The organism is Desulfovibrio biadhensis (assembly GCF_055388615.1).
Map to the genome: position 1 here is coordinate 833248 of NZ_AP042477.1, position 23783 is coordinate 857030.

The following is a 23783-nucleotide window of genomic DNA, read 5'->3' on the forward strand; positions in this document are numbered from 1 at the left end:
CAGAACCTACCCTTCCCGCGGGGTTGCGAAACCTGTCTGTTCCGGGTAAGCATTCATACTGCCTCGGCATCACAATCCGCCTGCCATTCAGGCCTTCAGCCAGGACCACAGCATGAAACTGACCACCCGCAGCAGATACGGCACACGCCTCCTGCTCGATATAGCGCTCCACTCCAAAGAGGGCCCCGTACCCAGCAAGGACACTGCGCAGCGCGAGGGCATCTCCCTGAAGTACCTGGAGAAACTCATCAAGATGCTGAACGAGGCCGGTTATGTAAAAGGCAAACGCGGGCCCAACGGCGGCAATATCCTGACCAAGGCGCCGGAGGACATCTCCATAGGCGCAGTCGCCCAGATACTGGACGGCCAGGAAGAGCGCATGCTGGAGTGCGATCAGGCCGGCACCTGCGCCCGGGCAGCTGTTTGCCTGCGCCGCTCCATTTGGGACGACGCAAGCCAGGCAATGTACAGAATGCTGGATTCCTACACGCTGGCGGACCTTATAAAGGACGCCCGGCTTTGCCCTATGAACGAAGCCCCGAAGAAAGCTTCGAACGGATTCCTGGACGAGTAATTCCGCGTAACCTCCGCTGCACCCTGCTTCTCTTATCCGGCAAAAAAGCACCTGCTGCTGACGCGCCTGATGCTGGCCGGCATGCTGGCAATTGCCGCTACGGCCTGTACCGCGGGGATAGAAGATAGTCATGTTGTTCGAAAAAGTCCGTCATAGCCTGATATTCAAAATGCTGCTTTCCGGCGGACTTACGCTGCTGTTGTGCGTTTTTCTCTGGATCGGCTTCAATGTCCTCTACTTCAAGGAAAACGTGCTGGATAACGTAAAGTCGGACATAGCCATGCTTTCCGACACCATCCTCCTGGGGCTGCATTACGCCATGATGCTGGACTCGGAGGAGGACATCAAGGAAATCATCAACAATATCGGCAGGCAAGAGGACATTCAGAGTATCCGTCTGTACAACATGCAAGGGCGCATTGTCTTTTCCAGCGAGTCTGAAGAAGTCAACCAGGTGGTGGATATGAGCGACCCCTTTTGCATGACCTGCCACCAGTATTCACCCCCGGCCGTAACGCCTAGCCTGGCCGAAAGAAGCCGCATCCGGGAAGACAAGGGCGCTCAGGTGGTCGGCATCATGACCCCCATACCCAACTCTCCGGGTTGTGACGGCGGCCCCTGCCACTTCCATTCCAAGGATGAGCAACTCCTTGGCTTGCTGGATATGGAAGTCAGCACCCAGAACAAAAGCGCCATGATAAGCAACTTTGAGCGCACAAACCTGGCCATTTCCATGGTTGCGTTCCTGGCCACCTTTGCCGTGCTCTTTTTCTACACCTACAAGGCCATCTTCAAACCTATCAGACGCCTTATCAACGCCACCCGCGATATTGGAACCAACGACAAATTCACTGAGATAAGCAGCAAGCAGCAGGACGAGATCGGCACCCTGGCCGCCGCCTTCAACCACATGGGGCGCCAGGTCGCGGACAAACACAGAGAACTGGTGGAGCAGCGCGAGGAATACCGCGATTTGTTCCAGAACGTGCCCTGCCTCATCAGCGTGGTGGACCGCAATTTCCGCGTTATCCGCCACAACACCCTGTACCGCGAACATTTCGGCCACTCCATGGGGCGCTATTGCTACGAAATGAACAAAGGCAGAACGAAGCGTTGCGACGTCTGCCCCGTGGACCGTACCTTTACTGACGGCAAACCCCACACCAGTGAGGAAACCGGCGTCTCCAAAAGCGGGCATATCATTCACTGGATCGTGTACACCTCCCCCATCAGGAACAAACAGGGGGAAGTCGTGGCGGCCATGGAAATGATGATAGACATCACCCGCCGCAAAGAACTGGAAGAAAAGCTCGCCGCATCGGAAGAACGCTACCAGGCCATCTACGAATCATCGCCCAGCGCCCTTTTTGTGATGGACGCCAAGACCCTGGACATTCTTGATTGCAACGACACGGCCACCCGCATCTTTGGCTACAACAGGGAGCAGGCGCTGCAGATATCCTTTCTGCATCTGTTCCGGGAGGACGAGCGCCAGGACTGGAAGAGCATCCTCACCAGCCGTAACGAGATACCCCAATGCACACAACTCACTCGCGACGGCCGCCACATCTACACCACCCTGCGCATTTCTCCCGTGGAATTCCAGGAGCAACGGGTACTTATTATCTCCTGTGCGGACATCACCAAAAAGCTGGAGGCCGAACAACAGCTCATCCAGGCCAGCAAAATGACCACCCTGGGGGAAATGGCCACCGGCGTGGCCCACGAGCTCAACCAGCCCCTGGCCATTCTCAAGACCATCAGCAACCTGCTCACGCGCAAGGTATCGAAAAAGCATGAAATGAACCCTGACATGCTGGCGGAAATAGCCGATGGGGTGAGCACCCATGTGGACCGCGCCAGCAAGATCATCGAACACATGCGCGAATTTGGCCGCAAGTCAGACATGCGCACCATGCCCGTGCAGGTGAACAAAGTGCTGCAACGCGCCTTTGACTTTTTCAGCCAGCAATTGAACGTGCGCAACATCGACGTGACCTGGGATTTGCAGGATGACCTGCCCCAAATCCTGGCGGACTCCAACCGGCTGGAGCAGGTGATCATCAATCTGCTGGTCAACGCCCGCGACGCCATAGAAGAACGCTGGGGGCCGGGGCGTCCCAAAATCGGTGAAAAAGCCATCACCATCACCACCACTTCTACGGACCAAGAAGTCATCATCCGCATTTGCGACACGGGCAGCGGCATCAAGCCAGCGCTGCGCGAAAAGCTCTTCGAGCCCTTCTTCACCACCAAGGACGTGGGCAAGGGCACGGGTCTGGGCCTCTCCATCTCCTATGGTATTGTCAAAGACTACGGGGGGTACATCCAGGCAAGCAATATGGAAGACAACGGCGCCTGCTTCACCATCACCTTTCCCATTGCAGACCTCGAGGGAATGGCAAAGGAGTGAGGGTGACGCTTCTCCCTCATTTGCCTTTCGCCCTATCCCCGCGTACATAGGTCCCATTCTGAGGAAATGGCCCCGCCTTTCCTTTGCCTTACGCCACTGACCATACTTACTAAACGTTCGCGCCTGGAGTCTGCATGGCTTTACCCAGCGACGCTCCCCCTGCCCTGAACCGGCTGCCCTTCCACTACGGGTGGGTGGTGGTCTTTGCCGGCTATCTGGTGTTGCTGACCTGCCTGGGGCTGGCGCGTTTCTCCTTTGGCGTGCTGCTGCCGCCCATGGCCCAGGCGCTGGACCTGACCTACGCCCAGCGCGGCTACGTGGGCACGGGCTATTTCATAGGCTACCTGGCCATGGTGGGGGTGGCCCCCGCTTTGGGACGTCGGTTCGGCTATCGCATGGCCATTGTCATGGGGCTGGGATGCATTGCCGCCACCATGATTCTGTTGGGGTACTCCGGCAGCTACGTTGCGGCACTGGCCTGCTACACCGCCACCGGCATAGGGTCTGGCGCGGCAAATATCTTGATGATGGCGCTGGCAGCCAGGTGGTTCGCCCCTTCCGTACGGGGCATGGCCACAGGGCTTATGCTGGCCGGCAACGGCACGGGCATTGTGCTCTCGGGCTTCTTCATCCCCTTGGTGGTGGATGCGTTCAGTGACAACGGCTGGCGCATGGGGTGGCTTTTTCTGGGCATTGCCTGCGCCTGCATCTGCGCTGTGGCGGCACTGCTCTTACGCAACGCGCCCGAAGACATGGGCCTGGAGATGCTGGGCAAGCGCACGCCAAAAGTGACGACGCCAAGGCCTCCTGCCCATGTGGACGAGAAAGCCGACCGCCGTTTTCTCATTCATCTGGGCTGCATCTACTCCCTGTTCGGTTTCACGTACATTATCTACGGCACATTTTTCGTGACCACACTTATAGAGGGGCACGGCTTTCCGGAGCATCTGGCCGGCCGCTTCTGGGCCTTTGTGGGTCTTTTCAGTCTCATATCCGGGGCGCTTTTCGGCAAAATATCCGACGCATTCGGCCGCAAAACCGGACTCATAGCCACTTTTGCCGTGCAGACTGCGGCCTATGTTCTGGCCGGCATGCACGTTGCCGGTGCGCCATTGTACGCCTCCGTAGTGCTTTACGGCATCGCGGTCTGAAGCATCCCCACCGTGGTTTCCGCCACTGTGGCCGACAGACTCGGCCCCGCGCGCACTGCGAACGGCTTCGCTTTTGTGACGTTCTTTTTCGCCATGGGGCAGGTGGCAGGCCCCACCATCGCGGGGTGGCTCGCCGATTTTTCAGGCGATTTCTCCAGCAGTTATATGTTGGCGGCTGTGCTCACGGCAACCGCCATCATTCTCAGCCTGCTGCTCCGCACCGGGCAGAGCCGGGAGTAGCCCAAATAAAAGAGGCCGGAGATGCTACACCCCCGGCCCCACTATCCAATTCCAAGCCCCGCTTATCTTTCGCTGGGGCGCTTCCACATTTTCTTTTCCGTCTTCTCCGGATTCTTGGACATATACTGATACTTGTTCCAGGCCTTTTCAGCAAACCGGTCCAGAATGTTGTTCAGGTCAGACTGCTGGATGAGGGTATCCAGTCCGCCGCGCTGGCGCAGGTCATCGGCCAGTATCCACCCTTCCCCCTTGTCGAAATCAAGGGAAATCTCTTCATACCGTGCATCCAGTTCCTTGGCCGTGACGCGGTCCAAAAGTTCGCGCACGGTCTGGTAGAAGAACTTCTTCACGTCCTGTGTGGATTCCACCTGGTCCAGCATTTCCCTGAAATCGCCGCGCAGGTCCTGTTCTTCCTTGCTGAAAGACAATTGAGTCGTCATTGATGCTCCTTTTCGTATCTTGCGAGAGTTTTTCCCGCTTTCTTATCCACCCTGATAAAAAAAGAGTGGTGAGAGTATCCTGCTACATGAGCCAGAGTTTCGCGTTCTTACAGCGTGAACCCGGCTCTGTGTGGGAAAAAATGCTTAGCGCTTCATCTTTGAATAGATCATCACGCCGGTGACGCCTTGCCAAAGCACAAGCACTCCCAGCGCCAGTCTGTAGACATCACCGAGCGCCCCGCCTCCGTGATGTAAAGCGCCGATGACGTTTTCATCATCACCGTTCGATGCGGCCACGGATATGCCTGGCCCATGTTCCCCGGCTTTGAGCTCCACCTTGGCGGTGTGCTCATGGTCTCCCCCAAACAGATGCGCGCCAGAGATGACCATGCCCGTCAGCACCTGCACTGCAAGAAAGATGACCAAAATCATACCAGAAATTCTGTGTTTTTTCCTCAAATCAGCTACCCGCATGAGAACTCCTTGCACAAACTATGACTATGGAAAGAAGATTACCGACCATGCCTATACTTTTGGCACGTCTCAGGCAGCATGAAAAGGTAATGAAGCAAGGATACCCGAAGATTCACCGCAGGAAGCGGAAGATGACCACAAGAAGGTGTCAGGATTTCTGTTGCGAAAGCGAAGACATCTTGTTCCAGCGTGCTGCATACTTTTCAGCAAGCATTGTAAAATGCGCAATATGCTCTGCCGCAAGAATGGTGTCTGTCTCACCGCTGATGAACTGACAGGCGCGCTCCATGAGCGTTTGTAAAGGCGTCAGATTTTGCAGCCGTTTTTTTGGTGCTTCCGCCACCGTTTCGCACATTTCCAAAATCTGGCGGCAGCGCGCCGGCGCACTGTGTTCTTCCAGCACCAGGCGCTCCCCTGCCCTGGCTATGCGCTTAAGCTCCTGGGGATTTTCAAGGGCGGCTTTGGCGATGCGGGCCGCAGCCGCGGCATCGCCCCTTGGATACGGGGTGATAATAGTCTCCCCGGGAGCAAACAGCTCAAAAAGACCGTTATCGATGTCTTCGTTGAGCACGGCAGCGCCGCAGGCTGCCGCCTCGAAAGCGCGATAATTGACTTCCCCCGCCACACTCTGGTTCAAGACGATTCTGCTCCTGGCAAACAAGGGGCGGTAATCGCCCTGCTTAATGATAATGGGGCAGAACTTCTGAAATGCGGTGAGGAACTTGTAGCGCGCCGGATTTTGTTTTGGATGCAGCGAGCCCACAAAACAGACCGGAATATCGCGTGTCTCTTCCTGGTGGTAGTCCTTATCCGGATTGCAGAACAAAGGGGCCCACACGGCAGGGCGCGGCAGACCGTCCTGCTCGAAAAACGGCAAGGTGTTGCGCTGCGCGGCCAGCACATAATCAAAGCATGCAGAGTAGGGAATATGCCAGGGGTTGCAAAAGGTATCGATGAAATACCCCATTGTGGGGCACTCCAAAGCTTCCAAACCCCACACACGTGGCACGTTGCCCACGTCCTGCCACAGCACCAGGTCCGGCGTTACGCCGTAACGCTCAAAAATAATGAGAAGATCGCGATAATACAGAGGCGTGTTGGCCCTGAAGGTGGTCGCGTCAGAGCTTCTGTTCCGCTTCCAGACGATGGACAGCACGTCATGCCCCAACCTGCGAAACCATGGGGCCAGAACATCCGTCTCGAGCAGAACTATTTGCATACGTTGCCAGTTGTTCCTTATTTTGTGTCCATGGCGAAAGATGCGCCATGGCAATGCGCGAACAACGCCTCAGCGCGCCTCTGCACTCTCCTCAGGCAGTATGGCATGCGTCCGCAATAGCCTTGGCGACCATCACATCCAGGTGAGCGCCGCCGCCATTCTTGAACACTGTAATGTCGTCAGGCGATTGCCTGCCCGCAACTCCGGAAACAAGGGTATGAAAATCACCCAGCACTGATTCGCGCTTAATAACGCCGCGCTGCAAGGGGTCTTTCAATTCGCCTATATGTTCAAGGGTGGTGTCGTAGCTATCCACGAAAATGCGCCCCCTTTGTAATGCCTGGTCATCTGCTTCGCGCATGTCCGGGGTATAAGCGCCCACCAGGTCCAGATGCGTGCCTGGCGCAAGCAGCGCCCCTTGAATGATGGGGGTATCACTCATTGTGGCTGTACAGATGATGCTGGCCTGGGGCACGGCCTCCTCCAGGGAATCCGTGCACTGGACATCGCTTATGACATCGGGGGCGAGATCATGGAGCCGCGCCGCCAGTGCCTGGGCACGCTGGGGCGTTCTGTTCCACAGCAGCACCCTTTTCAAAGCGGGACGCACGCTCAAGTGCGCACGGATCAGCGGTTCGGCCTGTGCGCCCGCCCCTACCATGAGCAGGGTGTCGGCATCCTCCCTGGAAAGCAGTTGCGAGCCAAGGGCCGAATCGCCCGCGGTTTTCCAACGGGTGATGGCCACACCATCCAAAAGGGCCGTTGGCGAGCCGTCTTCGGCATCGAACAGCAGCACCCACCCTTGCACGGAAGGCAAGGGGGTTTCCCGGGCAGGATTTCCTGGGCAAACGGTGACGGCTTTCACACCAGGGCCAAGGCCCTGTATCCAGGCCGAACGGACCAGCAACTTTGCGCCTTCGGGTATATTGGAAGGCGCCTGGAGCAAGGTATCCCCCACAACGGCGGGAGGCAACTCATGCCCTTTGCGCAGGGCGTCCACAACCAAAGGCCAGTCGGTATTGCGGGCGATGGTCTCGTTGTCGAGTATGTTCAATGTACGCACTGTGTCTCCTCAGACGATGCTTTCGGAAGCGAGCGTAACCGCCGGCGCGGGTTTCCTGGCCGATTTCATGCCGAACAGCAGCCGCACAAACGTCCAGGGGCGGACAAGGAAGAGATATGCCCCGATCGTGAGTGTAAGGGCCAGCACGAAAATCGACGTGTACTTGGCTGCAATGGGCCAGGGCAATGGAATGATCCAGGAGCCCACCAGAAGGATGACGGTCTGATGCAGGATATAAAAGGGCAGCACGGCCGTGCTCAGCTCCGCCGCCGGCGCCCGCCGCCGCAGATGCCGTGCGGCGAATCCACAGATGGTCAGCACCCAGAAGGAGCGGTTGGCCATCAACAGCGTGTGCCCCACAAACTTGCCCAGCGGGGTGGCGTCCGGATTGAGCGGAGAAATCACGCCGCTGAAAAGCCCCCAAAGCAGAACCAGATAGCTCACACAGCCCGCGGCAAAAAGTTGCCACCTGCGCCGCACCAAGGATTCGCTAGAGCTTTCGTTACCGGCAAACAACGCACCCAGCAGAAAAAAAAGCAGGTAGAAAAACATGCTGCTCCAGGAATGCCTGCCGGGATGCGGCTGCAGCAGTCCAGCCGACAGGGCGAACAGCGCCAGGAACAGCAGAAGCCCGCGCTTCTTGCCGCAGAAGCTGCACAAGCCTGACCCCAGCCGCTCCCCAAAGGGGCGCCGGAGCAACAGCAAAACAGGCAGCGCCACAACAGAGATGGTGAACAAAAACCTGAGAAACCAGAGGTGCCCGGACCAGAACGCCAGAAAAAAGGGGCTGGCCGGATTCAGGCTCAGCGTCGCCAGGTATTCGGGGATGGCGCTCCAGAACGAGGAGACACCATGCCCATGGGTCTGCAGCTCCCAGAAGTATTGGGGCACCAGGAGCACAATGCCTACGGTGTAGATCGGGAGCAGCAACCGTTGGCAGCGCTCCGCCAGATATTGCCCGGGCGTGCGCCTGGCAAGGGCGAAATACGACGCCAGCCCCGAAAGCAGAAAGAAGAGCGGCATTATCCAGGCGTCCAGGAAGACGACCACAAGAAACAGCGGCATACTGGTCTCATTGTTCTTCATGTGCCAGTCCACGGGAGTGAAGAACATGCAGCAATGGAAGCCGAACACCGTCAGAATGGCAATGATGCGCAACCAGTCCGCATCGTGCCTGCGTCCGACGGATGGCGCGCTGGTTGTCATTCTCACCCCCTCCTGCTTCTGCAGCGAAGTGTTACACCGTCACCCCGGTGTGCACCTTGAAGGCACGCATTGTATTCAGCAGCAGTTGGGCAATGGTCATGGGGCCTACACCACCCGGCACAGGCGTCATGGCGGAAGCCTTCTTGCTGATGCCTTCGAAATCACAGTCGCCCCGCAATCCTTGCTCGGTGCGGTTGATGCCCACATCCACCACCACGGCGCCTTCTTTTATCATGTCCGCCGTAATGCATCCTGGCACGCCTGCCGCGGCAAACACAAAATCCGCCTCGCGGGTGAACTTGGCCATGTCCGGAGTCCTGGTGTGGCAGAGGGTCACTGTGGCGTCGCCGTATTCACCGCGCATGCCAAGCAGCAGGGACAACGGGCGGCCCACAATGTTGCTGCGCCCCACCACCACGGCGGTCTTGCCCTGGGTCTTCAATTCATAGCGCTTCAACAGCTCCATGACACCTGCGGGCGTGCAGGGCTTGTACCCGGGCAGCCCAAGCGCAAGGCGCCCCATGTTCACAGGGTGAAAGCCATCCACATCCTTGTCAGGGGCGATGCAGGCCAGGCACGCGGTGGAGTCCAGGTTCCGCGGCAGGGGCAGCTGCAGCAGAATGCCGTCCACGTCTTCGCGTTCGTTGAGTTCAAAAATGAGGTTGTTGACGGCCGTGCCCCTTGCCTCTGCAGGCAGGCGATGGGTCTCGGAGCGGATACCGGCGTCGGCGCAGGCCTTTTCCTTGTTGCGTACGTAAATCTGGGAAGCCGGGTCTTCGCCTACAATAATCACGGCCAGTCCAGGGGCGCGCCCTGCCTGTTGTTGCAAGGCTGGTACAGTCTCGCGCAGTTCCGCGCGGATGGCCAGGGATGTGGCTTTGCCATCAAGCAGGATCATAGTGGCTCCTTCATAACAACAGCAAAGAGGCGTCCAGTGCGGGGCGCCCCGCCGTTTTGAGATATCGTGTGAGGTTACTGAATTCAGGCATCAGCCCAGTGTTGTGCTCACACTTCCCCACTTTTGGGGCGGCTGTCAACGTACAATATCAACAACTTGAAATCAAAATGATACTATAAGCAGTCAGAAAAATAATCGCGTATTCTCTTTCATATCCTCCAGGTTACAGCACCTTCTTGGCTGGAGCACAAAAAAAGGGGCGCCCCTGAATACAGGTTCGCCCCTTTTGTGCCATCGGGTAAAGCTAGGTTCTATTCTTCGTCAAAACCGAACTGCGCAGCCATGTAGGGGCCAAAGAAGATGCCATCTTCTTCCAGGTCCTCTTCGATGCGCAGCAGCTGGTTGTACTTGGCCAGCCGATCGCTGCGGCAGAGGGAGCCGGTCTTGATCTGCCCGGCGTTCAGGCCAACTGCCAGGTCGGCGATGAAGGTGTCTTCAGTCTCGCCGGAGCGGTGGGAGATAACCGTGGTGTAGGCGGCTTCCTTGGCCATCTGGATGGTGTCCAGGGTCTCGGTGACGGTGCCGATCTGGTTCAGCTTGATCAGGATGGAGTTTGCCACCTGCTCATCGATGCCGCGCACCAGAAGTTCAGGGTTGGTGACAAAGATGTCGTCGCCTACCAGCTGAATGCGGTCGCCCATGGCGTCGGTGAGGTGCGCCCAGCCGTCCCAGTCGCCTTCCGCCAGGCCGTCCTCAATGGAGACCAGGGGAAATTCCTCGGTGAACTTGCCAAGATAGTCGCTCATTTCTTCGGCGGAGAGCTTCTTGTTCTCGCCTGCAAGCACGTATTTGCCGTCCTTGTAGAACTCGGAGGCAGCGGCGTCGATGCCCAGGGCGATGTCGCGCCCAGGCTGATAGCCGGCTTCCTTGATTGCCTTCATGATGTAGGTGAAGGCCTCGTGGTGGTCTTTCAGGTTCGGGGCAAAGCCACCCTCGTCGCCAACGCTGGTGATGTGCTTGTCTTTGGCCAGAATGGACTTCAGGGTATGGAAGATTTCGGCGCCCATGCGCAGCGCTTCGCCAAACGTGTCGGCGGAAAGGGGCATGATCATGAATTCCTGAATGTCCAGGTTGTTGGGAGCATGCTGGCCGCCATTCAGGATGTTCATCATCGGCACAGGCAGAATCTTGCCGTTGACGCCGCCCAGATACTGATACAGGGGCAGGCCCAGGTGTTCGGCCGCGGCGCGTGCAGTGGCCATGGAAACGCCCAGCATGGCGTTGGCGCCCAGGCGAGACTTGTTCTCTGTGCCATCCAGTTCCACCAGCAGATTGTCCAGAGCAACCTGGCGCAGGGCGTTCATGCCCACCACGGCTTCGGCAATGTCACCCTGAATGTTCTCAAGAGCCTTGAGCACGCCTTTGCCGCCATAGCGTCCTTTGTCGCCATCGCGCAGTTCCAGTGCTTCCCGCGTGCCGGTGGAGGCGCCCGAAGGCACAGCCGCGCGTCCAATGATGCCGGATTCCAGGGTCACTTCTACTTCAACAGTGGGGTTGCCTCGAGAATCCAGAATTTCCCGTGCCCATACGGATACGATTGTACTCATGCGACCACTCCTTCAAGCTAATGTTTCTTGTCGTCGTGAACTTCGCCCCGGCGCCGCACGGCACAAGGGCGGGTCTAGTGTGATGTAGGAGCGGGCAGTGCCCGCCCAGTGCTGCATCCATAAACTTTTTTTGAGGACGCGACACTAGTCATTTCTACCTTCATATAAAAGCCGGAGCCCTTCCATCAAGAGCTCAGGGTGTACCACATCGAAACAGCCGCAGATACCGGCGATGGTGCTGGCCAGACCGCCAGTGGCCACTATGGGGATCTCCCCTTTGGCGCCCCACTGCATGACAAGTACGTCCTTCAGCCGGCAACAAAGCCCCTCGGCCAGTGCGGCAAATCCGAATATCAAACCCTGGTTCAAGCTCTGGCTCGTGCTTTTGCCAATCTGCAAGGTTTCGGATTCGATCTCCAAACGGATCTGAGGCAGCTTGGCCGTGCGGGAAAACAGGGACGATGCCGAAGACAGCACGCCAGGGCAGATCAACCCCCCTAGATACGCCTCTCGGAACACACAGTCAAAAGTGGTTGCCGTGCCGAAGTCAATACTTATCAAGGCCTCCGCCTCAGGCGCCGCCAAACGTCTGGCGGCAAAAGCCGTGACCAGTCTGTCCGCACCGACCTCGGTAGGACGCTCATAACGATTTTCCAGGGGGACGGGCAATTCGCGCTGCACGAACAAGACATCGCACGCAAAAAAACGGCGGCACGCGCTCCGCAGCAATGGATCCAGAAAAGGCGCAACAGAACAGGCGACGCAGGCATCCACGTCGTCGACTTCCACGCCTGCCTGTCTGCACAGACCGGTCAGAGACAATCCCAGGGAATCCGCTGTTTCCGCCGGGTTGGTGGGCAGGTTGAACGTCTGCGTCAGTCCTTGCCCTGCAATGGACAAGCCGAGCTTTACGTTGGTGTTGCCGATGTCGCAAAGAAGCGTGCATCGAGCCATGGGTCGGACCTCCTGAAAGTGCACTGCACAACAATATGCGCTCCTTTCAAAATCAGGAGCACTCATCAGGCGCTAACAGATTTCTCCAGGCATGGCTACAAGGTAACGGCGTCGATTCCATTACTTTCATAAGCGTAATGTAAAACGGCCGGCAGAACCGGCCGTTTTTCATGATCAATCCATTTTTGTGGTGGGAGATGGCGCAGGCCAGGCCTCCAGTTCCCGCTCGTATGTCTTATAGCGGTTATAAGTCCCTTCCAGGTTCATCCCCTCACCACAGATCATGCAATTGCCACCTGCCTTGCTCACCGTTACGGCAGATTCATCCGCCGTGAACTCCAGCTTCAAACGGCAGCCGTCCCTGTTCTCAGCAATGGCGGTGTTGCCCTGCTTTGATTTCTCAATGCCGCGAAAATAGCAGATGGCTTCACCCATCTTTGTTTCTACTGTGTAGGAGCGTCCTGAATGAGCATCCGTCTTTACACCATGTTCAACATCTACATACGCAATGTTATACCGCGGATGATCCCACAAATACCTCGTGACATCCACCTTGATATGCTGCGAATTCGCAGCCCATAACATACCAGCCATGACAAGCACCATTGCCGTCACCAGAAGCATTGTTTTCTTTTTCATTTCCATCTCCTTTATTTTTAGACTATTTAACCAGCATTGAATAAATACCACTAGTTTCAGTTTTCCATCGAACCAGAATACAATGCCTGTTGCAAAGGTACGTCTCGGGGATAAAATGGGGAAATCCCTCTTGGAGAAATAATAATTGGGCATAGCGGGGCGTTATGCTAAAAGCGGCATATTCTAAGACCCTTGTCTTGTGTTCCTGCACAGGCTATAGAGGACAAACTCGTACGACCCAAAAAAAGGGGAGAATCCATATGGATCCAAGCGCACTCATACCCCAGGGCTACCCGATGCCCATTCAGGCCATCGTTCTGCAAATACTGCTCGTGGTGACATTCACCCTGCACATGTTGCTGATGAACGTTGTTCTCGGGGGGAGCATCGTCGCCATGGTGGCAGAAGCCAAGGGCAAAGGAGAATACGCCCGGGGATTGGCCGGCACAGGCAAGGAACTATCGCCCAAACTGACCATGTCCTTGGCCCTGGCTGTAAACCTTGGAGTAGCGCCGTTACTTTTCATCCAGGTTCTTTACGGACAGTTTCTCTACACCAGTTCGGTGCTCATGGCCTGGTCATGGCTCGGTATCGTCGCCATTATCATCCTGGCCTACTACGGATTGTATGCGTTCAACTTCAAATATGAAGCCATGGGTCATGCGCGCATCATCCTGTTAGGGGCGTGCTCCGTACTCTTGTTGATCGTGGCGTTTGTCCTGACCAACAACATGACCCTGATGCTGGCACCCGAACGCTGGGTGAAATATTTCGATTCCCCAGGGGGCACCATGCTCAACTGGAGTGAACCTTCGCTTTTTCCGCGCTACCTGCACATGGTCGTCGCAGCCCTGGCAGTGGGCGGCCTGTTCACTGCGGCAATGTCCCGCATACAGATGAAACGCGGTAAAATGACGGAAGAGGTAGCTACCCGCCGCATTGAATTCGGCATGCGCTGGTTCACGCGCACCACGCTGCTGCAAATAATCGTAGGCCCCATCTTTCTTATGACGTTGCCGGAACGCGTGATGAACAGCTTTCTGGGCGGAGACGCCATCAACACCGGTTTGATGGTAGTTGGCCTCGGCTTTGTGGTGTTGACCATCTACCTGGGCATTCGCCGGATGCTCTGGCCCACAGTGGCCAGCCTGGGCGTCCTCGTTTTGTTCATGTCCATTATCCGGGCGTTCGTGCGCATCGGCTACCTGGCCCCTTACTACAATGCCCAGGAAGCTCCGGTCATGCCGCAATATTCTGCGCTGACACTGTTCCTCGTCTCTCTCGCCATAGGGTTGGCAGCCATCTACTGGATATTGAAGCAGGCTCTTATCGCGGGCAGAACCCCGAACACTGACCAAAAGACTCTGGAGGGCTGAGATGGAATATCCCGTATGGTGGATTCCCAGTTTGAGCGCGGCCCTGGCGGTTGCAGTCATCGCAACCATTCACGTTTTCATTGCGCACTTCGCCATTGGCGGCGGTCTTTTCCTGGTCTTTGCTGAACGTGTGGGCCTGAAAGACAACTCGGACGCCAAAGAACATATCCTGGCGTATGTGAAGCGGCACACCCGCTTCTTTCTTTTGCTCACGCTAGTGGCAGGCGGCCTTACGGGTGTGGGGATATGGTTCGTCATCGGCGTTGCCAGCCCCGCGGCCACCAGCGCGCTTATCAACATTTTTGTTTTTGGATGGGCTACGGAGTGGGTCTTTTTTATCGGTGAAATCGTAGCGCTGCTTGTCTACTATTATACATTCGGCAAAATGCGCCCCCGAGAACACCAGATAGTCGGCTGGCTGTATTTCATCTTTGCCTGGCTCTCCCTGTTCATGATCAACGGCATCATCGGCTTCATGCTCACCCCTGGGGAATGGGCGCAAACAAAGGGCTTCTGGGACGGTTTCTTCAACCCTTCCTTCTGGCCATCGCTGGTTTTCCGCACCATGCTCTGTGCCCTGCTGGCCGGGGTATTGGCGTATTTCACAGCCATCCGCATTCCCGATGAAAACGCCCGCGAACGCATGATCCGCTTTTCCACCTGGTGGGTGGCGGGGCCGTTCCTCCTCGTGCTGCTTTCCGGCGCCTGGTACCTGATGGCCATGCCGCCTGCGCAAATGGACATGATCATGAACAAGTCCCAGGAAATTCCGCCGATGCTCAGCGCTTTCCTGGTTGCAACGCCGCTGGTATTTCTGGGCGCTCTGGCCATGGCGTTTCTCACGCCTCAGTCCAACAGACGCCCTTTGGCCTGGCTGCTTCTGATCCTTGCCTTTATCCAGCTGGGGGCTTTTGAATACATTCGGGAAGCAGGCCGCCGCCCCTATCTGATCTGGGAGTACATGTATTCGAACTCAATCCATACTGCAGACGTTCCCGAACTGGGCGAAAACGGGTTTCTTTCCAAGGCCAAATGGGTCCGGCACAAGGAAATCACAGATGAAAACCGCCTGGAGGTGGGGGAAGATATCTTCCGCATCCAATGCGCCAATTGCCACAGCATTGGCGGCCCTATGCTGAACATCATACCGCGGACGGCCAAGTACACCCAGTTCGGCATGGAAGCGCAGCTCCGCGGTCAGGGGCTCCGCAGCCCGTACATGCCGCCCTTTGTGGGCAATGCAGACGAACGCGCGGCCTTGGCCGCTTATGTGGTGGAAGGGCTTAACGGCAACCAGCCGCAGGCCGTGGCTGCAGATTTGCCGCAACTCGAAGTCGAGCCCCTGCCCTATGACGATGCCAACGACCAATACCTGCTGCTGGCCTGGAACACCACGGGGATGCATCTCTTTTCCGATGCCTCGCGGTACTTCTCGCTGATGCCGGCCGGCAACACCATCTACGCCCAGTTGCTTGAACGCGGCCCCCTGCCGACGCTGATAACCGAAGACGTAACCCTGCACTATTCCCTGGAGGAAGGGTACCAACAGCCTGCAAAACATTTGCGACTCTGGGAATACTCGCGCAAGACATTCGACATCAAGGCCAAGGACAATGTCGGACTCACCGGCGCAGGTGTGGAGGGCGAAATGCAGCCCGATGCAGAGCAGCAAGCCTGGACAGCGGAAATGGTGCCTGTTTCCCCCTATGACGCTGCCGGCAATGCCATGCCCTACCCGCTGGTGACCATAGAAGCCCGTGACAAGGACGGTAACGTTCTGGCCCAAACGCGCACTGTTGCCCCGGCATCCACGGAAATGGGCTGCAAGAACTGTCACGGGGGCGAATGGCGCATGCCCTCCGGCACGGACACCCCCCCAATCATGGGCATAGATGACACAACGGCTCTCGACATTCTGGCCATGCACGACAAGCGCTCCGGCACCAAACTGAAGCGGGTTGCGCTTTCAGGCAAGCCGGAAGCCTGCCAAAGCTGCCACCCCGACGCAGGAATGAAGCTGAAAAAGGGCGACAACAAAAGAATCGGGCTCTCCGCCGCCATCCATGGTTTCCACGCCCCCTATTTGCAGGGCGCCGGCGCAGATGCCTGTAACGCATGCCACGCCTCCTCCCCGGAGGGCGCCACCCGCATGCTCCGCGATCTGCATAACGACATGATGCTTTCCTGCACCGACTGCCACGGCTCCATGACCGACCACTCCCTGGCGCTGCTCAAGGCCGAACTCGAATCCGGCAGACAACACGCCAGCGAGGTCATGAAAGGACTCACGCCTGAAGCCGTGGAAAGCGTGGAGGAAATAGCTCCGAGAAAGGCCTGGGTGCAGCAGCCCGACTGCCTGAGCTGCCACGTGCTGGATGGCGCAGGGGGCGAAGTCCAGAACTATAGCGCATTCAACCTGTGGACCGAGCCCGGAAAAGAAAACCTTTTCCGCATGCGCCACGATTACCAGGGCGCCATGATGTGCACGGCCTGCCACAACAGCCCCCATGCCGTGTATCCGGCAACCAACCCCTATGGCGAAAACCGCGATGCACTGCAGCCCATGCGCTATATGGGCATGAACAGGGCCATCGGCGCGGACCAGAACTGTCAGCCCTGCCACACCATGGATATGGGCATGTTCCCGCACCACCCCTCCACAGCGCCATAAAAAGACGCAACAGTTACACCATAAAGCACAACGGCCGGGCGCTCTCTGCGTCCGGCCGTTTTTTTGCTACGCGGGGGGCGCATGGCTCCCGCTGACCTCACGCCACTCCTCCATCCTGTTTTCCAAGATTCACGCACCATGGGATTGCAACGCAGACTATTTCCCTATAAAATATTATCCAAATCTTATTTCACATCAGACGAGGCAAGGAGCCAAAATCATGGAGAAGATTCTTATTGTCGGATGCAAGAACACCATGGACGACGTTTGTGTCGGTTGCTCCCGATGCATGGTCGCCTTCAACCGGCGGCAGGGTGTTTTTGAAATTTATGAAGACACCGACGCGGAAATAATCGGGCTTTTGGGATGCGGCGGGTGTCCGGGACCGGCCATAGTGACCCGTCTGGCCCAGGTGAAGTTGTGGAACGCTCCCATGCAGGAAAAACCGACAGTGATTCACATTGCGCCTTGCATTGCCGAACAGTGCCCGTATAAAGACAGCATCATGGCAAAAATAAATGCCAAGGCCGGCATACGGGTCATAGAGGGCACCCATCCGTTTGTGCCTTCTGACATCTTTGCCTGACAGGTGGTCCTGCGCCCGCTAGCCTGAATACAGACCATCACAGGCAGACAGCCGGCAAGCGAAACTCCCTAGCGAACGATGGAGGCCTATCATGACAGTTGATCGCATACTTCGAGGCGTGGCGGGATTCTTCGTACTGCTGAGCGTGTTCCTGGCCTATGCGCATTCTCCCTGGTGGCTGCTGTTTACAGCCTTTGTAGGGCTGAACCTGTTCCAGAGCGCGTTCAGCAACTGGTGCCCCCTGATGGCGCTGCTGCGCAAAATGGGTGTTAAAAGCTGCTGAGCAGGCACGACGGTGGGCTTTCTGGAGAATGAAATGGTAAGGGCCCAGAGCATAACGCCCTGGGCCCTTATGGGAGCCGGACACCCAAACCCAACTGCTACCGCTGCTTCCTTTCGGACCTGACGGGGTTGACAGCGAATTTGCCGCCCGGCTCCCCGCCGCATTGGTCACCCTAACGGACACATCTTGCGTCTTGGCGGGTTACGGCGGGAAACAGGAATTATTGGCATCAAGAGGTGCGAAGGTCAAGCCTTTTCCCTACCAGAATTCAACAACCAGGGACCGACAACGCATCCCCCTGTATTCTTTCAAGACAAGGGGACAAAAACAAAATGACTGTTGCCAGGGGCAACAGTCATCTTCAGGTCGGAAATCATTTGCCTGGACAGACGCACCCCGTCCGCCCTTTACCATGACTCCAAATGTTAGTGTTTGTGGTCGTGATTGTGTTCATGCGAATGTGCATGGTCATGATCGTGGGCATGGTCATGCGCATGGGGATGATCGTGGTCGTGCTCATGTTCATGCTCGTGGCTATGAGAATGCACATGCTCATGGCTGTGCACTTGCCCGTCATGGGAATGCTCATGCTCATGGTGGTGCTCGTGCTCATGGGCATGATTTTTAGCGAACTTCTCGAACTTGCTCTCTTTCTTCGGTCCACAACCGCAGTCTTTACACATGGTGGCGCCTCCTGAATATAGCTAAAATAAGCGTAACACTTTTTTTATAATTATGCCCTTTCAACTGCGATGTCCAGATACCCCGCCTCATTTATTGGGGTTTTATTACTGTTTGTTTTGCCTGTCACGCACCATCATATGTAATACGATACGCACCAGGTCGCCATAGGGCGTTATAGCCAAGCTTACCAGAAAAGCTCCTATGGCCGCCCCGTAAAGTGCATTGGCCCATGCGCCGGCAACGAGCATGGTCACAGCTCCGAGAAAGCTCCCCACTGCAGACCCGAGCCCCAGACTGCTCACCAGCTCTGCTTCCTGGTGCCCCCCGTTGCCGCCGAGGCTTTGCATCTGGCTCTCTTTGGGCTGCGATGTCCGGCTGGTAAAAACCTCCTCCTGCTCTTCGCTCCGTGGTCTGCGCACAAGGCGTGCAAGACCATATCCAAGGCCGCACCCCAAACCGCTGGCAATGGCCACAAGCAACAGTCCAGAGACAGCCCAGAGCAATATACCCAGGTCATGCTCTCCTTTCGGCCCGTACACCCCTCGCAGCACACCGCAGGCGCAGCCAATGCACCAGCCGCACACTGCCAGTTGCGATTCCAGGCGGGCTATGGCAACGCTTTCTTCTTCCGCAGAAGTCTTTTTGCGACGTAAAAAAGATAATAAGGGATTTGCAGTCATTATTAAGGTATCTCAAAATCATCGGCATTGGGAGTTCGCGGCAGGTTTGAATTAAACCGCAAAGACGTTACACACTATTCCCATCGGCCATTTTTTTGTATAACATTGGTAGCACAAGGGCAACGAAGGCTCTTTATTCTCTGTCCACGCCCTTTTTCAGGAGGTATCCATGAAGGTTTTGATCGTGGAGGACGACTTTACCAGCCGCAAGCTGATGCAGACCATCCTCAGCCCACATGGGGAATGTGACATCGCGGTCAACGGCAAAGAAGCCGTGGATGCCTTCAAGGCTGCTCTCGATGCAGGACAGCCTTATGACCTGATTTGCATGGACATCATGATGCCCGAAATGGACGGTCAGGAAGCCCTGAAAAAAATCAGGGGCATAGAAAAGGAACATAATGTTCGGGGCACTGGCGAGGCCAAGGTCGTCATGACCACCGCCCTGGATGATCCAAAAAACGTGGTTGAAGCCTACTATAAAGGGGGAGCAACATCTTACATCCCCAAGCCCATCGATCGTCAATTGTTTATCCACCTGCTGCGCAATCTGGGACTCATCAGCTGACGCACATTGAACGTATGCCCATATTCCGCACTGTCGTACTCGCCGGATTGCTGCTGGCTTTGCTTTGCATCGCCGCAGCGCCATGCATGGCTGCCCAGGAGCCTGTCACCCCTTGGGAACGGTTAACCCAGCAAAAACAACAGCAACAGGCAGATTCCCAGGAGCAACAAGGGGGCGGCCTCATACAATCCCTGTTCTCTGACCGCCACTTCACGGGACTCACCGTTGGCGACATAGCCTTTTTGGGCCTGCTGGCCGCCATTGTCGGCTACCTTTACGTGAGCAGCCGCAGCAGTCGGGAGAACGCCAACAAGGACTACCACGCCCAATCCAATGGCAATTCAGGACAGCCCCCCGTGGATGACGTTCCTGGTCCGGGGCGCAACAGCCGTGCCTATCAGCGTGGCGAGCAGATGTGGGACCACTTGAGCTCCAAACCGCCCCGCCGCCCTTCCAGACCGGCACCGCCGACACCGCCGCCCGATGTGCCGGAGCAGGACATTCAGAACCTTGCAAAGGACCTGCCGCAAACGCCTTCCTCCAAGGAGGCCGGCTTTGATACGGATGATCTGCTACAAGGGGCAAAGGTTGTATACGCCCGTATGCACGAGTCCATGGCGCAGGCGGACTGGGACGATATACGCTATTTCACCACGCCCGAATTCATGGAGCACCTGCGACAACAGATTTCCGGCCCCATGCCGGAACCCCAGGTGATGTTCGTGGAAGCCGGCATACAGGATGCGCGCATCCTGAACGGCCGCGCCGTGGCCTCGGTTGTGTTCTCCTCGTTGATCCAGTTCCCCGGCGAATCCGGCCCGCCACAGGAAGTTCGGGAAATATGGCGATTTGAGAAGGAAATTGCGGTCCAGGACGCCACCTGGCGCATCAGCTTCATGCAGCGCCAGAAGTAACGCGCTCCTCACCAGCGTTGGCAACGCGCTACCCCAGATTGCTAAAAACCATCCAAGACGCCCCCAAAATGCGGGGCGTCTTTTTTATGTATCCGCCCTCTGTAAAGGCAAATGCCCCAGCGCAGCAGTTGTTTCCTGAGCCGGAGCCACGGTTTCACTTTGCTGCCCGTAGTCATGCAGCCGTTGTTCCAGGTCATCTGCCCTTGATTGCAAGCGCAGGCTGACAAGGGCGAAAAGAAACGTCAGTATGCCAAACACTATCCATGCCTTTTTTGGTGAAATCCCATGCACCTGCACCGAGGCGATGACGATGAGCCAAAGGAGCCAGGCAAGCCCCAGAAGGGAACCCACCACCGGGATGGCGTTGAGCGCCGTAGTCAGGGGGGTGATGGCGGCAAGATAGGCATAGCAGCGAAACGCTGTCTGAAAATTCTCGCGTGAGCCCATGAGCTTCCAGATAAGAAACACTATGCCGCTCATAATGAATGTGGCGATCACCATAAAAATGGGGAAAAGAATGATGCCGCCAAAGGAGACGCCAAACCCCTGCAGCCCCAACCCCAACAGGCTCAGCGCAATGGACACCAGGGCCGTGGCCACCCCCATGACCGCGACAAAAAGCACTGGCTGGCCAAAGCCGCCGTCCTTCTCCATGCTGCTAAAGAACGCCGTGGGCTGAAAAATAATTTGAACCGCCGTGTCCTTGATTTCCTGAAACTGGCTGGCCATGGGCAGCTCCTTATTGCGTAGACCGTTATAGGGAGGGCGCGAAAGATCGCTCCACCTGCAATTGTGGGTGCATCCTTGCCCAATTCGTGTCCCCTTTCAAGTACCTCCCGAATGGCGCTTGCCACAACAACAAAAAAAAGCGCCCTCCCCGGGGGAAGAGCGCTCATATATTCGTATGAAAGCCGCCTCAACTGCGGTTCATCTCCATCTTCAACTTCTGCTGGGTACGCATTTCCTGGCGCATGGCGGCTTCGCCGTTGCGCCTTCTGTCTTCCTCGGTTTCCAACAGCAGCGGGGGTACCGAACGCGGCCGGCCGTTACCGTCCAAGGCCACGAACGTCACGTAAGCGGAAGCGCAATGCCTGAACTCGCCAGTGAAGAGATTTTCTCCCTCCACACTGACGCCCACTTCCATGGATGACTTGCCGACCCAGTTCAAGCTGGCCTTGAAATGCACCAGCTCTCCGACAAAAACGGGCTTGATAAAATCCATGCGGTCAATGGCCGCAGTCACGGCGTTGCAGCGGGAATGTCGCATGGCCACAATGGCTGCGGCGGTATCAATATATTTGAGTATGACACCGCCGTGGATGTGGCCGGCCGGGTTGGTGTCCTGGGGCAGCATCAACTGCGGCAGCTCCACCCGGGTCTCGCTCACAGACCGCGCTTGCAGGTCGTTGACCTCGGTCATGGTTGCCTCACTGCACTGTTTTGGTGGAACACTTGGCCGCGCGCTGGGCGTCGGTATCCGCCTGCTTTATCAGCTTCTGCACATGATCAGTCTGCTTCCACTCATGATAGAGCTTCTGCCAAGTGGCAAATTCCATGGGCGCTTTTTCCAGTTGCGACTCATGGGACTGCGCCCACACCTGAAACAGGTACATTTCATTCTGAAAATCCGGGCTGTCCAAAGCACTGGGGACCAGTCCGGATTTGTATTTCTTGCCATCAAGCGAGGTGACTACATACTCGCAGACAGTATTTACCGACTTTTCGTAGGTAATGACTTCATGATTCATTTTCTCGGCCAAGGGCGCAAGATTGGGGTATTTTTCCTGAAAGTGCTCCATGGCCTTTTCAGGGACTTCAATGAAAAGTTCATCGTTCTTTTCTTGAATAAAATAGAAGCGCAGCCAGTTTTCAAATTGCATAATTTCGCAGATATCGGCCACGGCTTCCTTGAAAGACTGTAGCATAACGGCTCCTTGTGGTGGATTTTGCGCTGTGGCGCAATGAATGTTGCACCGCGACACGCACTGCTAACATGCGCATCCAAAAGACGTGCGTCAAGGGTGCAGTGAGCCTCCAGGGGGACGGATCAGGCTCCTCCGTGCAGAAAACAGGCGGTCCAGTGGCCAGGAGCGATCTCCAGCCACTCGGGCTTGCGCTCCGAACAGACCTGCATCGCCTCCGGACAACGGGGGTGAAAAGGGCATCCGGCCGGCGTATCAACAGGCGAGGGAATGTCCCCCTCCAACTTTTCACCATGACCACGGTGTTTCGGGTCCGGCCGGGGAATGGCCTTGAGCAGCGCCTGTGTATACGGGTGGGCAGGGTGCTCGTAAAGCTCGGTGCTTGCAGCCAGCTCCACCAGGCGCCCCAGATACATGACGGCTACGCGGTCCGCAATATGGCTGACCACGCTCAGATCATGAGAAATGAAAAAATACGTGAGGTCCAGACGTTCCTGGAGACCTACCAGCAAATTCAGCACCTGGGCCTGAATGGAGACATCCAGGGCGGAGACGGCTTCATCGCAAATAACCAAGTCCGGGTCCAGGGCCAAAGCGCGGGCAATGGCCAGACGTTGCCGCTGCCCGCCGGAAAACTCATGGGGGTAGCGCCCTGCGTAATCCGCGGATAGCCCAACCCAGTCGAGCAACTGCTCCACACGCGCCTTGCGCTCCTTGGCGCTGCCCGTTTTGTGGATGCGCAACCCCTCGCCAATGGCGCTGCCCACCTTCTGTCTGGGATTCAATGAAGAAAACGGGTCCTGAAAAATCATCTGCACCTTGCGCGGCAGCATGGTGCGCATGGCAGAGTCCTTTTTCCAAATGGACTTGCCTTCTATGAGGATGCGCCCTTCCGTGGGGGGCAGTAATCTGGCGGCCATCCGGGCCATGGTGCTTTTGCCGCAACCGCTTTCGCCGACCAGCCCCATGGTTTCGCCCTTGCGCACATCAAGGCTGACCTGATCCACGGCCTTGAGCACCATAGGCGCCTCAAAGGAGCGCCCCCTTACCTGAAAATGGCGGCTTACGTTCTCAAAACGCAAAAAAACGTCTGCAGCATCTTCATGCTGTTGGCCGTGGGGATTTTCTGATTGCAAATCGGGAGCGATTGACTGTGCGGTCATGGCTCTTGTCTAGCCCATGGAATATGCGGCTGTCGAGAGGAAACCCAAAGCCCGCGGC

23 protein-coding genes, 1 other RNA gene and 1 pseudogene are annotated in these 23783 nt (G+C 56.8%); 10 read left to right on the forward strand and 15 right to left on the reverse strand.

Features of this window, described 5'->3' with window-relative positions; translation table 11 throughout:
• The first annotated feature begins 112 nt into the window (after nt 1-112).
• The 3 genes and pseudogenes from ACZ5EH_RS03765 (at nt 113) to ACZ5EH_RS03775 (ending at nt 4378) form a co-directional block, all read left to right on the forward strand.
• A complete protein-coding gene (locus tag ACZ5EH_RS03765; protein ID WP_464276799.1) occupies nt 113-574 on the forward strand; it encodes an RrF2 family transcriptional regulator in 462 nt (153 codons plus the stop codon).
• Between the two features lie 130 nt (nt 575-704).
• The gene (locus ACZ5EH_RS03770; RefSeq protein ID WP_464276800.1) at nt 705-2987 is read left to right on the forward strand and encodes a PAS domain S-box protein; all 2283 of its coding nucleotides are present in this window, start codon (nt 705-707) and stop codon (nt 2985-2987) included.
• Nucleotides 2988-3121: 134 nt separating this feature from the next.
• Nucleotides 3122-4378: pseudogene (locus ACZ5EH_RS03775) on the forward strand (MFS transporter).
• Between the two features lie 62 nt (nt 4379-4440).
• Here the strand turns inward: ACZ5EH_RS03775 and ACZ5EH_RS03780 are convergent.
• The 9 genes from ACZ5EH_RS03780 to ACZ5EH_RS03820 all read right to left on the reverse strand — a co-directional run bounded on the left by ACZ5EH_RS03780 (nt 4441) and on the right by ACZ5EH_RS03820 (nt 12878).
• On the reverse strand, nt 4441-4818 hold the full coding sequence (locus ACZ5EH_RS03780; RefSeq protein ID WP_464276801.1) for a hypothetical protein: 378 nt from the start codon (nt 4816-4818) through the stop codon (nt 4441-4443).
• Between the two features lie 144 nt (nt 4819-4962).
• The gene (locus ACZ5EH_RS03785; RefSeq protein ID WP_464276802.1) at nt 4963-5292 is read right to left on the reverse strand and encodes a hypothetical protein; all 330 of its coding nucleotides are present in this window, start codon (nt 5290-5292) and stop codon (nt 4963-4965) included.
• A 148-nt stretch (nt 5293-5440) separates the two neighbouring features.
• A complete protein-coding gene (locus ACZ5EH_RS03790; protein WP_464276803.1) occupies nt 5441-6511 on the reverse strand; it encodes a glycosyltransferase family protein in 1071 nt (356 codons plus the stop codon).
• A 91-nt stretch (nt 6512-6602) separates the two neighbouring features.
• Nucleotides 6603-7574 carry an ornithine cyclodeaminase family protein gene (locus ACZ5EH_RS03795; RefSeq protein ID WP_464276804.1) on the reverse strand — a complete coding sequence of 324 codons (972 nt, stop codon included), beginning with the start codon at nt 7572-7574 and terminating at the stop codon, nt 6603-6605.
• Nucleotides 7575-7583: 9 nt separating this feature from the next.
• Nucleotides 7584-8780: an acyltransferase family protein gene (locus ACZ5EH_RS03800; protein ID WP_464276805.1), complete on the reverse strand. Its 1197-nt coding sequence runs from the start codon at nt 8778-8780 to the stop codon at nt 7584-7586.
• 31 nt (nt 8781-8811) lie between these two features.
• Nucleotides 8812-9678 carry a bifunctional methylenetetrahydrofolate dehydrogenase/methenyltetrahydrofolate cyclohydrolase FolD gene (gene folD / locus ACZ5EH_RS03805; RefSeq protein ID WP_464276806.1) on the reverse strand — a complete coding sequence of 289 codons (867 nt, stop codon included), beginning with the start codon at nt 9676-9678 and terminating at the stop codon, nt 8812-8814.
• 311 nt (nt 9679-9989) lie between these two features.
• On the reverse strand, nt 9990-11285 hold the full coding sequence (eno, locus tag ACZ5EH_RS03810; RefSeq protein ID WP_464276807.1) for a phosphopyruvate hydratase: 1296 nt from the start codon (nt 11283-11285) through the stop codon (nt 9990-9992).
• A gap of 144 nt (nt 11286-11429) precedes the next feature.
• Nucleotides 11430-12239 carry a type III pantothenate kinase gene (locus ACZ5EH_RS03815; protein ID WP_464276808.1) on the reverse strand — a complete coding sequence of 270 codons (810 nt, stop codon included), beginning with the start codon at nt 12237-12239 and terminating at the stop codon, nt 11430-11432.
• A 174-nt stretch (nt 12240-12413) separates the two neighbouring features.
• Complete coding sequence (locus tag ACZ5EH_RS03820) at nt 12414-12878, reverse strand: hypothetical protein (protein ID WP_464276809.1); 465 nt, start codon at nt 12876-12878, stop codon at nt 12414-12416.
• A 260-nt stretch (nt 12879-13138) separates the two neighbouring features.
• Between ACZ5EH_RS03820 and ACZ5EH_RS03825 the strand changes: the two genes are divergently transcribed.
• The 4 genes from ACZ5EH_RS03825 to ACZ5EH_RS03840 all read left to right on the forward strand — a co-directional run bounded on the left by ACZ5EH_RS03825 (nt 13139) and on the right by ACZ5EH_RS03840 (nt 17794).
• Entirely contained in the window at nt 13139-14254 is a 1116-nt protein-coding gene (locus ACZ5EH_RS03825; RefSeq protein WP_464276810.1) for a hypothetical protein, read from the forward strand.
• A gap of 1 nt (nt 14255) precedes the next feature.
• Complete coding sequence (locus tag ACZ5EH_RS03830; protein WP_464276811.1) at nt 14256-16925, forward strand: multiheme c-type cytochrome; 2670 nt, start codon at nt 14256-14258, stop codon at nt 16923-16925.
• A 220-nt stretch (nt 16926-17145) separates the two neighbouring features.
• Nucleotides 17146-17511 carry a CGGC domain-containing protein gene (locus tag ACZ5EH_RS03835; protein WP_464276812.1) on the forward strand — a complete coding sequence of 122 codons (366 nt, stop codon included), beginning with the start codon at nt 17146-17148 and terminating at the stop codon, nt 17509-17511.
• Nucleotides 17512-17602: 91 nt separating this feature from the next.
• A complete protein-coding gene (locus ACZ5EH_RS03840; protein WP_464276813.1) occupies nt 17603-17794 on the forward strand; it encodes a YgaP family membrane protein in 192 nt (63 codons plus the stop codon).
• Nucleotides 17795-17859: 65 nt separating this feature from the next.
• Here ACZ5EH_RS03840 and ffs read toward each other — a convergent pair.
• Nucleotides 17860-17953, reverse strand: an RNA gene (gene ffs / locus ACZ5EH_RS03845) — signal recognition particle sRNA small type.
• A gap of 305 nt (nt 17954-18258) precedes the next feature.
• Here ffs and ACZ5EH_RS03850 point away from each other — a divergent pair.
• A complete protein-coding gene (locus ACZ5EH_RS03850) occupies nt 18259-18492 on the forward strand; it encodes a hypothetical protein (protein WP_464276814.1) in 234 nt (77 codons plus the stop codon).
• A gap of 90 nt (nt 18493-18582) precedes the next feature.
• Here the strand turns inward: ACZ5EH_RS03850 and ACZ5EH_RS03855 are convergent, their stop codons facing one another.
• A complete protein-coding gene (locus ACZ5EH_RS03855; protein ID WP_464276815.1) occupies nt 18583-19158 on the reverse strand; it encodes a hypothetical protein in 576 nt (191 codons plus the stop codon).
• Between the two features lie 169 nt (nt 19159-19327).
• Here ACZ5EH_RS03855 and ACZ5EH_RS03860 point away from each other — a divergent pair, with 169 nt between their 5' ends.
• Nucleotides 19328-19726 (forward strand): response regulator, encoded by a 399-nt coding sequence (locus ACZ5EH_RS03860; RefSeq protein WP_464276816.1) that lies wholly within the window; start codon nt 19328-19330, stop codon nt 19724-19726.
• Between the two features lie 14 nt (nt 19727-19740).
• Nucleotides 19741-20640 carry a Tim44 domain-containing protein gene (locus ACZ5EH_RS03865; protein ID WP_464276817.1) on the forward strand — a complete coding sequence of 300 codons (900 nt, stop codon included), beginning with the start codon at nt 19741-19743 and terminating at the stop codon, nt 20638-20640.
• Nucleotides 20641-20724: 84 nt separating this feature from the next.
• Here ACZ5EH_RS03865 and ACZ5EH_RS03870 read toward each other — a convergent pair whose 3' ends face one another.
• From ACZ5EH_RS03870 to ACZ5EH_RS03885, 4 genes are all read right to left on the reverse strand, one after another.
• Nucleotides 20725-21369: a YIP1 family protein gene (locus tag ACZ5EH_RS03870; protein ID WP_464276818.1), complete on the reverse strand. Its 645-nt coding sequence runs from the start codon at nt 21367-21369 to the stop codon at nt 20725-20727.
• A gap of 187 nt (nt 21370-21556) precedes the next feature.
• Nucleotides 21557-22060, reverse strand: a complete 504-nt coding sequence (locus tag ACZ5EH_RS03875) for an acyl-CoA thioesterase (protein WP_464276819.1) — start codon at nt 22058-22060, stop codon at nt 21557-21559.
• Between the two features lie 7 nt (nt 22061-22067).
• A complete protein-coding gene (locus ACZ5EH_RS03880) occupies nt 22068-22565 on the reverse strand; it encodes a hypothetical protein (RefSeq protein ID WP_464276820.1) in 498 nt (165 codons plus the stop codon).
• 122 nt (nt 22566-22687) lie between these two features.
• Nucleotides 22688-23725, reverse strand: a complete 1038-nt coding sequence (locus tag ACZ5EH_RS03885; RefSeq protein WP_464276821.1) for an ABC transporter ATP-binding protein — start codon at nt 23723-23725, stop codon at nt 22688-22690.
• Nucleotides 23726-23783: the final 58 nt, after the last annotated feature.